This is a genomic window from Microbacterium sp. NPDC090281 (genome assembly GCF_044769635.1).
Taxonomy (GTDB): domain Bacteria; phylum Actinomycetota; class Actinomycetes; order Actinomycetales; family Microbacteriaceae; genus Microbacterium.
Genome location: NZ_JBIVYH010000001.1, coordinates 1,705,867 through 1,719,344, shown reverse-complemented (window position 1 = coordinate 1,719,344; position 13,478 = coordinate 1,705,867). Strand labels below are relative to the sequence as shown.

11 protein-coding genes are annotated in these 13,478 nt (G+C 67.5%); 8 read left to right on the top strand and 3 right to left on the bottom strand.

Annotated elements, in window-relative coordinates:
- The first annotated feature begins 28 nt into the window (after positions 1-28).
- Positions 29-382, top strand: a complete 354-nt coding sequence (locus ACIQTX_RS08305) for a Fe-S protein (protein ID WP_402971113.1) — start codon at positions 29-31, stop codon at positions 380-382.
- Positions 383-403: 21 nt separating this feature from the next.
- Here ACIQTX_RS08305 and ACIQTX_RS08300 read toward each other — a convergent pair whose 3' ends face one another.
- Positions 404-1,390, bottom strand: a complete 987-nt coding sequence (locus ACIQTX_RS08300; RefSeq protein WP_402972989.1) for a LacI family DNA-binding transcriptional regulator — start codon at positions 1,388-1,390, stop codon at positions 404-406.
- Between the two features lie 159 nt (positions 1,391-1,549).
- On the opposite strand from ACIQTX_RS08300, the gene ACIQTX_RS08295 reads away from it, so the two are divergent.
- The 5 genes from ACIQTX_RS08295 (at position 1,550) to ACIQTX_RS08275 (ending at position 8,143) form a co-directional block, all read left to right on the top strand.
- Positions 1,550-2,467, top strand: a complete 918-nt coding sequence (locus ACIQTX_RS08295) for a carbohydrate ABC transporter permease (RefSeq protein WP_028503760.1) — start codon at positions 1,550-1,552, stop codon at positions 2,465-2,467.
- Positions 2,468-2,513: 46 nt separating this feature from the next.
- Complete coding sequence (locus ACIQTX_RS08290; protein ID WP_028503759.1) at positions 2,514-3,359, top strand: carbohydrate ABC transporter permease; 846 nt, start codon at positions 2,514-2,516, stop codon at positions 3,357-3,359.
- A gap of 69 nt (positions 3,360-3,428) precedes the next feature.
- Positions 3,429-4,784 (top strand): ABC transporter substrate-binding protein, encoded by a 1,356-nt coding sequence (locus tag ACIQTX_RS08285; protein WP_402971110.1) that lies wholly within the window; start codon positions 3,429-3,431, stop codon positions 4,782-4,784.
- A gap of 71 nt (positions 4,785-4,855) precedes the next feature.
- Positions 4,856-6,604 (top strand): beta-galactosidase family protein, encoded by a 1,749-nt coding sequence (locus ACIQTX_RS08280; RefSeq protein ID WP_402971107.1) that lies wholly within the window; start codon positions 4,856-4,858, stop codon positions 6,602-6,604.
- A gap of 78 nt (positions 6,605-6,682) precedes the next feature.
- Positions 6,683-8,143: an MFS transporter gene (locus ACIQTX_RS08275; protein WP_402971104.1), complete on the top strand. Its 1,461-nt coding sequence runs from the start codon at positions 6,683-6,685 to the stop codon at positions 8,141-8,143.
- Between the two features lie 65 nt (positions 8,144-8,208).
- On the opposite strand, the gene ACIQTX_RS08270 is transcribed toward ACIQTX_RS08275, so the two are convergent.
- Complete coding sequence (locus ACIQTX_RS08270) at positions 8,209-9,240, bottom strand: LD-carboxypeptidase (protein WP_402971101.1); 1,032 nt, start codon at positions 9,238-9,240, stop codon at positions 8,209-8,211.
- A 74-nt stretch (positions 9,241-9,314) separates the two neighbouring features.
- On the opposite strand from ACIQTX_RS08270, the gene ACIQTX_RS08265 reads away from it, so the two are divergent.
- Positions 9,315-9,521 (top strand): transcriptional regulator, encoded by a 207-nt coding sequence (locus ACIQTX_RS08265; protein WP_105526702.1) that lies wholly within the window; start codon positions 9,315-9,317, stop codon positions 9,519-9,521.
- 77 nt (positions 9,522-9,598) lie between these two features.
- Positions 9,599-11,485: an ABC transporter ATP-binding protein gene (locus tag ACIQTX_RS08260; RefSeq protein ID WP_402971097.1), complete on the top strand. Its 1,887-nt coding sequence runs from the start codon at positions 9,599-9,601 to the stop codon at positions 11,483-11,485.
- A 130-nt stretch (positions 11,486-11,615) separates the two neighbouring features.
- On the opposite strand, the gene ACIQTX_RS08255 is transcribed toward ACIQTX_RS08260, so the two are convergent.
- The gene (locus tag ACIQTX_RS08255; RefSeq protein WP_402971094.1) at positions 11,616-13,478 is read right to left on the bottom strand and encodes a phosphoenolpyruvate carboxykinase (GTP); all 1,863 of its coding nucleotides are present in this window, start codon (positions 13,476-13,478) and stop codon (positions 11,616-11,618) included.

The window sequence follows — 13,478 nt, the reverse complement described above, 5'->3', positions numbered from 1 at the left end:
GACCTCACCTCACTCGTACGGTGAGTGCATGGAGACCCTCCGCCACGTCGTCGTGTTCATCCACCTCATCGGCTTCGCCGTGCTCTTCGGCGCCTGGGCCGCGCAGGCGTTCGGCGGCAAGCGCCAGATCACGAAGATCATGGACTACGGCCTCGCCATCGCGGGTGTCGCTGGCCTCGCTCTCGCCGCACCGTGGGGTATCGAGTACGACCTCAACTACGTCAAGATCGGCGTCAAGCTGGTCGTGCTGCTCATCATCGGCGCCCTGCTGGGCATCGGCTCCGCGCGTCAGAAGCGCGGCGAAGCCGTGCCGCCCGCCGTGTTCTGGTTGATCGGCATCCTGGCGCTCCTGAACGCGGGCCTCGCCGTCATCTGGCGCTGACCCTCAGCGCCTGCGCGACGCTCAGCGCCTGCGCGGCGCCGCCGTGCTCTCGCGCACGATGAGCTCGGTGCCCACGAGCGGTGTCTGCTGACGCTCCATCCCGTCGAGCTCGGCGAGCAGCGCATCGACCGCGAGCGCCCCCACGCGTTCCGGATGCTGCTGCACGGTCGTCAGCGGCGGCCACAGCTGTGCGGCATCGGGCAAACCGTCGAACCCGACGATGCTGACGTCTTCCGGCACGTCGCGCCCGACCTCGCGGAAGGCGCGCAGCACGCCGATCGCCATCTGGTCGTTCGCCGCGAAGACGGCGGTGACTCCGTCGATCTCGCGCAGTTCGACACCGGCCGCATAGCCGGATGACGCCGTCCAATCCCCCGCGAGCGGCTCCGGCACGGCCCGCCCGTGCTTCTCGAGGGTCTCCCGCCATGCTTCGCGGCGACGCTCGGCGGAGTACGAGCGCGCGGGACCGGTGACGTGCCACACCGTGTCGTGGCCGAGTTCGAGCAGGTGCTCCGTCGCGAGCCGTGCGCCCTGGGCCTGATCGGTGTCGACGAACGGATGCGTCTCGCCGCGGTTCGAGTCGACGAAAACGACCGGAAGCGCCTCCGGGATCTCGATGTCGGCCTCGTCGAGCTGGTGGGCCTCGATCACGATGATGATGCCGTCGACCGCGTGCTCTTCGAGCCGTCGGAACGCGCCAGCCACGGTCTCTCCGGCGCTCGATTCGACGGGGATGAGGGTGAGGGCATAGCCGAGCTGCGCGGCGCGCACCGCGATCGCATCGAGTGTGCGCTGATTACCGTACGAGCTGAACGAGAACATCACGACGCCGATCGTGCGGAAGCGCCCTGACCGCAACGCGCGGGCAGCGCTGTTGGGGCGGTACCCGAGGCTGTGCATGGCCGCCTCGACGCGCTCGCGTGTGGCGGCGCCGACATAGCCTCTGGCGTTGACGACGCGAGAAACGGTCTGGCCGGAAACACCCGCCTCACGGGCGACGTCTTCCATCGAGGGCTCACGTCGACGCGTCGGCGCCTCTGTCGGATGCTCTGGGATCACGATCACCCATCCCCTCATGTGTTGACGTTGACACACTACCAGTCGATCCAATATGTTGACGTTGACACACGGCGCACGATGCGCCCGGATCTTGAGAAGGACTCGTCGATGACGACTGAAATCCCCGCAGCCCTGGGTGCCCCCGGCATCCGGCGCCGCGACAAGCGCGACTGGAAGGGCTGGGCCTTCGTCGGCCCGTTCATGGTCGTCTTCGCCCTGGTGTTCCTGACACCCCTCGCCTATGCGCTCTACCTCAGCTTCTTCCAGGAGAAGCTGATCGGCGGCACCGCGTTCGTCGGGCTGGACAACTACGTCCGTGCGCTCACCGACCCGCAGTTCTGGGAGGCGTTCGGCCGCGTGCTGATCTTCCTCGTGGTGCAGGTGCCGATCATGCTGCTCCTCGCGCTCGGGGCGGCCCTCGCCCTCGACAGCGCCCGTCTGCGCGGAGCATCGTTCTTCCGCATCCTGATCTTCCTGCCCTATGCCGTGCCCGCCGTGGTGGCGGTGCTGATGTGGGGCTACATCTACGGCGACCAGTTCGGCCTCACGAGCAACATCAATGACTTCCTCGGCGTCGATGCGATCACCCCGTTCGCCAAGGAGTGGATGCTGCTCTCGATCGGCAACATCGTCACGTGGGAGTTCGTCGGCTACAACATGCTGATCTTCTACTCCTCACTCAAGACCATCCCGACCGACATGTACGAGGCGGCTTCTCTCGACGGTGCCGGGGCGTGGCGCACGATCTTCTCGATCAAGATCCCGTCCGTGCGCGGAGCACTCGTGATCGCGACGATCTTCTCGATCATCGGCAGCTTCCAGCTCTTCAACGAACCCAACATCCTGCGCCCGCTCGCCCCGAACGTGATCACCACGTTCTTCACCCCGAACATGTACGCGTACAACCTGTCGTTCGCCGGGCAGCAGTTCAACTACGCCGCGACCATCGCCATCATCATGGGCGTCATCACCGCGGTCATCGCCTATGTCGTGCAGCTGCGCGGCTCGAAGTCTGAGGTGCGCTGACATGGCACTCCCCCTCGCCCGTTCCTCGCGCAAGCGTCACGATCCGATGAATCCGCGCAAGTCGAACACGCTGCTGATCGTGATGATCGTCTACGCGCTGTACACCCTCGTGCCGCTGGTCTGGCTGCTGTTCAGCTCGACCAAGACGCAGGCGGGGCTCTTCAGCTCGTTCGGACTGTGGTTCGCCGACGACTTCGCGTTCTTCGACAACCTCGTCGCCACCTTCTCGTATCGCGACGGCATCTTCCTTCGCTGGCTCGGCAACACCCTGCTCTACGTCGTGGTGGGTGCGGGAGGGGCGACGCTGCTGGCCACCATGGCCGGCTACGGCCTCGCGAAGTTCCGCTTCCCCGGGCGTCGCGCGGTGTTCGCGGTGGTTCTCGGAGCGGTGGCAGTGCCGGGTACCGCCCTCGCGGTCCCGACCTTCCTGCTGTTCAGCGAGCTGGGTCTGACCAATACGCCCTGGGCCGTGATCATCCCCTCGCTGATCAGCCCCTTCGGCCTGTACCTGATCTGGGTGTTCGCCTCCGAATCGGTGCCGACCGAGCTGCTCGAGGCCGCCCGCATCGATGGCGCCGGCGAGTTCCGCACCTTCTTCACGATCTCGATGCGGCTGCTGGCACCCGGCATCGTCACGGTCGCGCTCTTCACGGTCGTCGCCACCTGGAACAACTACTTCCTGCCGCTGATCATGCTGTCCGACCCCGCCTGGTACCCCCTCACCGTGGGTCTGAACCAGTGGAGCGCCCAGGCCATCGGCGCCGGATCCCAGCCGATCTACAACCTCGTGATCATGGGCTCACTGCTCACGATCATCCCGATCGTCATCGCCTTCCTGCTGCTGCAGCGCTTCTGGCAGTCAGGTCTCACCGCGGGAAGCGTCAAGCAGTAGCTCCCCGCACCTCTCCTGCATCACCTCTGCGATCCGACGCTGGATCGCACCTCCCGAAAGGACACAGCAATGAAGCACCTTCCCTCACCGACGCGGCGCACCCTCGTGGTGCTCGCCGCAGGAACCGTGGCGGCGCTGGCGCTGGCCGGATGCGGCACCGGCAGCGACGCCGGTTCCGGCGGCAGCGCGGGCTCCGGCTCGTTCGACTCGATCGAGGCCGCACTCGACAAGGGCGGCGAGATCACGTACTGGTCGTGGACGCCCTCCGCCGAGGCCCAGGTCGAGGCCTTCCAGAAGGAGTACCCGAACGCCAAGGTCAAGCTGGTGAACGCCGGTACCAACAACGAGGAGTACACCAAGCTGCAGAACGCGATCAAGGCCGGCTCCGGCGCCCCCGACGTCGTGCAGATCGAGTACTACGCCTTCCCGCAGTTCGCGCTGACGGATGCGTTCACCGACCTGTCGCAGTACGGGTTCGCTGACTTCGAAGACGACTACACCGCCTCCACCTGGAACTCGGTGACCGACGGCGACGCGATCTACGGCCTTCCGCAGGACTCGGGCCCCATGGCGCTGTTCTACAACAAGACCGTGTTCGACGCCGCCGGTGTCGCCGTGCCCACCACCTGGGACGAGTACTACGAGGCGGCCAAGAAGATCCACGCGGCGAACCCCGACGCGTACATCACCAACGACACCGGGGATGCGGGCTTCGCGACCTCGATGATCTGGCAGGCCGGCGGAAAGCCGTTCGAGACCTCCGGCACCGACGTCACGATCGACCTGCAGGATGCCGGCTCTGTGAAGTGGACCGAGAACTGGAACCGCCTCGTCGAGGAAGACCTGATCGCTCCCTACGGCAGCTGGAGCGACGAGTGGTTCCGCGCGCTCGGCGACGGCAGCCTCGCGAGCCTCGTGATCGGTGCGTGGATGCCGGCCAACCTCATCTCGGGCGCCCCCGACGGCGCCGGCGACTGGCGCGTCGCGCCGATGCCGACCTACGACGGCTCCCCGGCGAGCGCGGAGAACGGCGGTGGCGGCCAGGCCGTGACGAAGCAGAGCAAGAATCCGGAGCTCGCTGCCGGCTTCCTCTGGTGGCTGAACAACTCCGAGGAGAGCATCTCCATCGCCCTCGAGTCGGGCGGCTTCCCGTCCACGACCGCCGAGCTGTCCAGCAAGGAGTTCCTCGCCGAGGCCCCGGAGTACTTCGGCGGCCAGAAGATCAACGAGGTGCTCGCGGCCGCAGCCGATGACGTGGTCGAGGGCTGGAGCTACCTGCCCTACCAGGTGTACGGGAACAGCATCTTCGGCGACACCGTCGGCCAGTCGTACCAGAACGGCACCGACCTGAACGAGGGCCTCGTCGCCTGGCAGGACGCGCTGGTCGAGTACGGCAACTCGCAGGGCTTCACCGTCAACAAGTAACACCCGCGGCTGAGTCGGTCCCGGTCTCCATCGGGACCGGCTCAGCCCGCCTTCATCGAAAGCACTCCCCCGTGACCTCTTTCTCCCTCGGCGACACCGACTTCCTCCGCGACGGACAGCCTCACCAGGTGATCTCCGGCGCCATCCACTACTTCCGCGTGCATCCGGACCAGTGGCAGGACCGCATCCGCAAAGCGCGGCTGATGGGCCTGAACACGATCGAGACCTATGTCGCGTGGAACGCGCACGAGCCCCGACGTGGCGAGTGGGACGCGAGCGGATGGAACGATCTCGGGCGCTTCCTCGATCTTGTGCACGCGGAAGGTCTCGACGCCATCGTGCGGCCCGGACCCTACATCTGCGCCGAGTGGCACAACGGAGGGCTCCCGGTCTGGCTTACCGGCGGCCCGGACGAGCTGCGTTCGTCTGCGCCGTCGTTCCTCGCGGAGGTGAGCACGTACCTGCGCCGCGTGTACGACATCATCACCCCGCGGCAGATCGACCGCGGCGGCCCCGTGATACTGGTGCAGATCGAGAATGAGTACGGCGCGTACGGATCCGACCGCGCCTATCTCGAGGCGCTGGTCGCCACCACGCGCGATGCCGGGATCACGGTGCCGCTGACGACTGTGGATCAGCCGGTCGATCGGATGCTCAGCGACGGAAGCCTCCCCGAACTGCACAAGACCGGTTCCTTCGGCTCGCGGAGCACGGAACGGCTCGCGACGCTGCGCCGGCACCAGCCGACCGGGCCGCTGATGTGCTCGGAGTTCTGGGACGGCTGGTTCGACTGGTGGGGCGGTGTGCACCACACGACCGACGTCGCCACCGCGGCAGCCGACCTCGACGAACTCCTGGCAGCCGGGGCATCGGTCAACATCTACATGTTCCACGGCGGCACCAACTTCGGGCTCACCAACGGCGCCAACGACAAGGGGCGCTATCTGCCGCTCGCCACCTCCTACGACTACGACGCCCCGCTCGATGAGGCGGGGAATCCGACGGAGAAGTTCTTCGCCTTCCGCGAGGTGATCGCCAAGTACGCTCCGGTGCCGGACGAGCTTCCCGCCGCGTCCGATGCTGCTCCGGCGTTCGAGGTTCCGCTCGCTTCGGCGGGGGCATGGACCGAGGTCGCCGAGCTCGCGCCCGCCACCTCTCGGCCGCAGACGTTCGACGCGCTCGGGCACCTGAGCGCCCTGGTGCGCTACGACGCCGACCTGCCGGGCGGGAAGGGCGGACTCCTCGTCGTCGATGAGGTGCGCGACCTGGCTTGGGTGAGCGTCGACGGTCTCGTGGTCGGCACGCTCTCCCGCACCCGGCACGACCGAGCGATGCGGATCCCGGATGGCCGCAGCCTCAGCATCCTGGTCGAGGATCAGGGGCGAGTGAACTACGACCACCGTCTCGGCGAGGAGAAGGGTCTGATCGGTGCCGTCACGCTCGACGGCTCGGCAGTGAGCGGGTGGCGTTCGACGCCGCTGGACGTCGCCGCAATCGCCACACATGTCGCCGCGGAGATCGGCGCGGACGCAACCGACGAGATCGTGGGGAACGGACCGACTGCATGGACCGCCGAGTTCCTCCTGGATGCACCGGCTGACCTCTTCCTCGACGCGGGATCCTGGAGCAAGGGCTTCGCGTTCGTGAACGGCTTCTTCCTCGGCCGGTATTGGCGCAACGGCCCGCAGCGCACGCTGTACGTGCCCTCGCCCACGACGAGAGCAGGAGCGAACCATCTCGTCGTCCTCGAACTCGAACAGCTCCTGGAGCCCCGAGCGGTGTTCGTCACCATCCACGCCCTCGGCGACACGGAAGAGTAAGAGCACACAGGCAACACTCAGGAAGGCGTAAACTCGCCCGAGTCCCCTGCGATATCGGGGGCTGATCGGAGGAGCTTCATGAGTACTGCCACTGCGCCGGCGAATCCTCGTTCGCGCGTCATCACCGCGAGCCTGGTCGGCACCACGATCGAGTTCTACGACTTCTACGCCTATGCGACAGCGGCCGTGCTCGTGTTCCCGGTGCTGTTCTTCCCCACCGGCGACGACACCACGTCGCTCCTCTCGTCGTTCGCGGTGTTCGGTGCCGCGATGGTCGCCCGTCCGATCGGCGCCGTGGTCTTCGGCCACTTCGGCGACAAGTTCGGCCGCAAGGCCACGCTCGTGGCGTCGCTGCTGACGATGGGCATCGCGACCTTCGTGATCGGCCTGCTCCCGACGTACCAGGACATCGGATGGTGGGCCGCCCTGCTGCTGCTGTTCCTCCGCCTCGCTCAGGGCTTCGCGCTCGGCGGCGAGTGGTCGGGCGCTGCTCTGGTGGCCACCGAGAACGCACCGAAGGGCAAGCGCGCCTGGTACGGCACCTTCCCGCAGCTGGGCGCACCGCTCGGCTTCATCATCGCCAACTTCCTCTTCCTCGCGATCAACTGGCTGCTGCCGCACGCCGAGAACCCGGTCCTGAAGTCCGAGGCGTTCCTCTCCTGGGGCTGGCGCATCCCGTTCCTGTTCTCCGCAGTGATGGTCATCATCGGTCTGTGGGTGCGGCTCAAGCTCGTCGAGTCCGACACCTTCAAGAAGGCCGAGACGAAGGGCGTGATCCGCAAGCTCCCGCTCGCGACCGTGTTCCGTCACCACTGGAAGCAGCTCATCCTCGGCACGTTCATCATGCTGGCGACGTACGTGCTGTTCTACCTGATGACGAACTTCACGCTCGCCTACGGCACCAAGCCCGCCTCGCTCGAGACAGCCTCTGCAGCAGCGAAGGCCGCTGCCGAGGCGACGGGCGCCGACTTCGACCCGATCAAGTTCGCAGCGCAGTTCTACCCCGGTCTCGGCTTCGGCTACACCGACTTCGTGCTGATGCAGATCATCGGCGTGGTGTTCTTCGGTCTCTTCACGCTGCTCTCCGGACCCATCGCCGATGCGATCGGACGCCGGAAGCTGCTGCTGTGGGTGACCGGGGCGATCATCGTGTTCGGCTTCACGTTCAACACGTTCCTGCTCCCGGCCGTCGATCCGAAGTTCACCGGCGCACTCGCACAGGCCTTCCTCGTGTTCGGGTTCATGTTGATGGGCGCGACATTCGGGCCGATGGGGGCCCTGCTGCCCGAACTCTTCCCGACCAACGTCCGCTACACGGGGTCGGCGATCGCCTACAACGTGTCGTCGATCCTCGGCGCGGCTGTCGCGCCGCTGATCGCTCTGTGGCTGTGGTCACTGGGAGACGGTGCTCCCTGGCTGGTGGGGCTGTACCTGTCGGCCATGGGCGTGCTCACATTCATCGCGCTGCTCCTGAGTCCGGAGACGAAGGACAACGACTACGACGACGACCTCGGCGTCGCGGCGGCCGTCGAACTCTGACCAGCAAGAGCGGCAGCATCCCCACGAGGATGCTGCCGCTCTGCGTTTCAGGGCGCCCGTCTCGGTCAGTACTCGGCGACGATCGTCCGAGTGGCACCGTCGACGACCATCGTGCCGCCGTAGGGGAGGATCCACTGCGGCCGGGTGTGCCCGAACGGCGGACCGACGCAGACCACAGCTTCAGGGTTGTATCGGCCCACGACATCGATGACCGCGTCTCGCTGCGCCGCGCGGAGAGCGGCGGCCTCAGCGGGTGTCGGGTGGAACTCGAAATCGCTCACAGGCGGACGCGCGACGACCACTGCCGCCACCGCGCCGAGGATGCCACGCTCGCCCAGCCCGCGCAGCCACCGCGCCACCCAGCCGGCGGGCGGACGCTCTTCGCTCGTCTCCAGCAGCAGGATCGCCCCCTCGAGCGCCTCGGTCGCGGGGAGCCGGTCGACGAAGGCGAGTCCGTCGATCACCTCGAGGCAACCGCCCCAGGTCACCCCTTCCACCCGTCGCGCCGGCCCGGCCCAGGTCCAGGGTTCGGTCGGGGTGCGCTCGCCGAACTCCACCAGTGAGCGGGGGTCGTTCCAGCGGCGCCCCACGTCTTCCGACTCCCCCGGCTCGGTGATCTCGAGATCGCCGCCGTCGAGCAGAAGCGCGCGCAGCGACCGCAGGTGCAGGTCATCGACGCCGGGCCCAGGGCCCAGGTGCACGGCGGTCGACCCTCCGTAGTACCCCTGCACCCCGAGACCCCAGAGCCAGTTGAGGATGTTCGTGTTGTCGCTGTACCCCACGAACGGTTTGGGGTCGGCCACCGGCAGCGCCGGGTCGAGATGCGGGACGACGAGGATCTGGTCGTCTCCGCCGATCGTGGCCAGGATCGCCCGGATGCTCGGATCGGCGAACGCGGCGTTCACATCGGCCGCCCGCGCTTGCGGGGTCGCCCCGAGATCGCGTGTGGTCGGATACTCCACTGGGATCAGTCCGGTGAGCTCCGTGAGGCGACGCATCGCCTGCTCGTGCAGCGCCGGTGCGACCGCCGGAGCTGCGAACGCGGGCGAGAGGATGGCGACGCGATCGCCGGGGACGAGCTTGGGTGCGGACAGCATCCATCCAGTCTGTCACGTCAACAGATATTGACAACGGTCAGCTCGTCAACGATTATTGACGAAGGAGGTGCATCATGACAATGCCGACCGCGATCGCACAAGATGACGGGAGCGAGCCCCTGGCTGCGCTGCACCGGCTCGCCGAGCTGCGCAAAGAGGTCGCCCGCGCCGAAGAAGGAAACGTCCGTCGCGCCCGGAACCTCGGTTACTCGTGGCAGGCGATCGCCAGCGCCCTCGGCGTGAGCAAGCAGGCGGCTCACCGGCGATTCGGCCGCTCCTAGGCCGCATACAGCCCCTCCATAGAATTCGACCGCGAACGAAGTACGGTCGAAGTACCATCTCCAGATCGAGGTCCCGCATGTCCGGTTCGGCGACAGCACGCCGCCGCGGACGTGGCGCACAGCCTGAAGGCCCCCGCGCCACCTTCCGCCAGCTCCTCCCCTTCCTGTTCGAACACAAGCGCACCCTCATCGTGGTCGCCGTGCTCAGCGTCATCGGCGCCGCGACCTCGCTCGTGCAGCCGCTGCTCGTGGGCCAGGTCATCGAAGCGGTGCAATCCGACACCGGGATCGGGATCCTCGTCTGGCTCCTGGTCGGCTTCGTGATCGTGTCGTCGATCATCTCCGGCTTCCAGCACTATCTGCTGCAGCGCACAGGCACGGCGGTGGTGTACTCGAGTCGCCGCCAGCTGATCGCCCGCATCCTGCACCTGCCCACGTCGGAGTTCGACGCCCGGCGCACCGGCGACCTCGTCTCGCGCGTCGGCACCGACACGACATTGCTGTACGCCGTGCTCACCCAGGGACTGGCGGATGCCGTCGGCAGTGCCGTCCTGTTCCTCGGCGCCCTCATCGCGATGCTGGTGATCGACCCCGTCCTGCTGCTGCTGATCGTCGTCGTGATCGGCGTCTCGGTCACTGTCGTCGTGCTCCTGAGCGGACGCATCCGCACGGCGTCGACCGCGCAGCAGGAGAAGGTCGGCGAGCTGGCCTCCGGTGTGGAGCGCGCGGTCGGCTCGATCCGCACGATCCGCGCCTCGGGAGCGACCGAGCGCGAGGCCGCCGCGGTGACCGAGCTCGCCTCCGAGACCTACGGCATCGGCGTGCGCATCGCCAAGATCTCCTCCCTCGTCGTGCCCGTCTCCGGCATCGCGCTGCAGCTTTCGCTGCTCGTGGTCCTCGGCGTCGGCGGCTTCCGGGTCGCAGCCGGGGCGATCACGATCGCCTCGCTCATCTCGTTCATCATGTTCCTGTTCCTGCTCGTGATGCCGCTCGCCACCACCTTCGGCGCGATCACCTCGGTGAACCAGGCGCTCGGCGCACTCGGCCGCATCCAGGAGGTGCTCGACCTGCCGACCGAATCGCAGGAAGACGAGAAGATCGCCGCGTCGCTTCCCCGCGAGGACGCAGCCCCCGATGCGCCGGCCATCGAGTTCCGCGACGTGCACTTCCACTACCCCGCGAACGTCGTTGCCGCCCGGCAGGCGGCGGCGAAGGCAGCGCGGAACCTCCTCGCTGATGCGCACCTGGAATCTGCCGAGGACGCGGCTCCTGCGGTCAAGGACCACGAGGTGCTCCGCGGAGTGTCGTTCGCCGTGCCTCACGGCGCCAGGGTCGCCCTCGTCGGCCCCAGCGGCGCGGGCAAGAGCACGATCCTGTCGCTGATCGAGCGCTTCTACGACCCGACCGGCGGATCGATCCGGCTGCACGGACACGACGCGCGAACCTATCCGCGCGACGACCTGCGCGCCAACTTCGGCTACGTCGAGCAGGACGCGCCCACCCTCGCCGGCACGCTCGCCGAGAACCTGCGCCTCGCCTCGCCCGATGCGACCGATGCCGACTGCGAACGCGTGCTGCGCGCCGTGAACCTCGGCGACGTGCTCGAGCGCAACCCGCTGGGTATCGAGGCCCCCGTCGGCGAAGACGGCGTGATGCTGTCAGGCGGCGAGCGTCAGCGCCTCGCGATCGCCCGCGCACTGCTCACCGACGCCCCGATCCTGCTGCTCGACGAGTCGACGTCTTCGCTCGATGGCGTCAATGAACAGCGCATGCGCGAAGCGATCGACGCGGTGTCTACCGACCGCACGCTCATCGTGATCGCCCACCGCCTGTCGACGGTGGTCGACAGCGATGTGATCGTGGTGCTGCAGGACGGCCTCGTGGTCGGCCAGGGCACCCATGCGGAACTCGTGGAGTCGACGCCGCTGTACCGCGACCTCGCCAGGCATCAGCTGCTCACCTGATTCACGTCCGTTCCCGGACAACACGAAGGCGGGACGTCGGAGACCACTCAGCCATGGGTTCGTCTCTGATGTCCCGCCTTCGCGGGTGTGAGGGTGCCGGCTCCCCCGAACCGGCACCGGTCTGGGGGAACTACGCCTTGTCGAGGCGGTAGCGCAGCGAGGCCAGCTCGGCGCGCAGCGCCGCCGGAACCTTGTCGCCGAAGGTGTCGTAGAACTCCTCGGTCAGATCGGCCTCGGTCTTCCACGCCTCGGCATCGACCGAGAACAGCTCGTCGAGGTCGGCAGCGGGGATGTCGAGCCCGTCGAGGTTGAGGTCTTCCACGCGCGGCAGGCGTCCGATCGGGCTGTCGATCGCTGTCACGTCACCCGCGATGCGGCGGATGATCCAGTCGACGACACGCGAGTTGTCGCCGAAGCCGGGCCACAGGAACCGGCCGTCATCACCGCGACGGAACCAGTTCACCTGGAAGATGCGCGGTGCACGGTCGAAGCGCAGACCGCGACCGACCTTCAGCCAGTGACCGAAGTAGTCGGCCATGTTGTAGCCGCAGAAGGGCAGCATCGCGAACGGGTCGCGGCGCAGCTCCCCCACGGTTCCTTCGGCAGCGGCGGTGCGCTCGGACGAGATGTTCGATCCGAGGAAGACGCCGTGCGTCCAGTCGGTGGCCTCGACCACGAGCGGCACGTTGCTCGCGCGGCGTCCGCCGAAGAGGATGACGTCGAGCGGCACGGCCTCTTCCCAGTCCTCGGAGATCTGCGGGCACTGCGCCGCCGACACCGTGAAGCGGGAGTTGGGGTGCGCGGCGGGCCTGCCCGACTCGGGAGTCCAGTCGTTGCCCTCCCAGTCGATCAGGTTCGCGGGAGCCTCATCCGTCAGGCCCTCCCACCACACGTCGCCGTCCGGACGGAGCGCCACGTTGGTGAAGATCGTGTTGCCCCAGAGCGTCTCGACCGCGGTGACGTTGGTCGACTCGCCGGTGCCGGGTGCGACGCCGAAGAAGCCCGCCTCGGGGTTGATCGCCCACATGCGGCCGTCTTCACCCGGACGGATCCAGGCGATGTCGTCACCGAGGGTCTCGACCCGCCAGCCGGGGATGGTCGGGCGCAGCATGGCGAGGTTCGTCTTGCCGCAGGCCGACGGGAACGCGGCGGCCACGTGGTACGCCTTGCCCTGCGGGTCGATCACACGGATGAGCAGCATGTGCTCGGCGAGCCAGCCCTCGTCGCGGGCGATCACCGAGGCGATGCGCAGCGCGAAGCACTTCTTCGCGAGGATCGCGTTGCCGCCGTAGCCGGAACCGTACGAGTAGACCTCGAGAGTCTCGGGGAAGTGCACGATGTACTTGTCGTCGTTGCAGGGCCACTCGGCATCCTGTTCCCCTGCTGCGAGGGGTGCGCCGACCGTGTGCACGGTCTTGACCCACGGCGCGCCCTCGGCGATCTGACGCGTGACGGCGTCGCCGACGCGAGTCATGATGCCGATCGAGGTGACGGCGTATGCGCTGTCGGTGATCTGGACTCCGATGTGCGAGAGCGGGCCGCCGACGCGTCCCATCGAGAACGGCACGACGTACATCGTGCGACCACGCATCGAGCCCTCGAAGATCTCGTCCATCTTCTGGTGCATCTCGGCCGGGGCCGCCCAGTTGTTCGTGGGGCCGGCATCCTCTTCGCGCTCGGAGGCGATGAAGGTGCGCCCCTCGGTGCGGGCGACGTCGCTGGGGTGCGAACGGGCCAGGTACGAACCGGGACGCCATTCGGGGTTGAGCTTGATCAGCTTGCCCTCGTCGACGAGTCCGCGAAGCAGCCAGTCGTTCTCGGCGCGCGAGCCGTCGACCCAGTGCACGGAGTCGGGCTGGGTGAGCGCGCGGATCTCCTCGACCCAGGCGGCCAGCTCTGCCATGGCAGGGGTGTCATACGTCGGAGTCGCGCCGAACGTACGCGTCGGTGCGACGGGAGACGTGCGAGGGGTGAAGACTTCGGCGATGGCCAT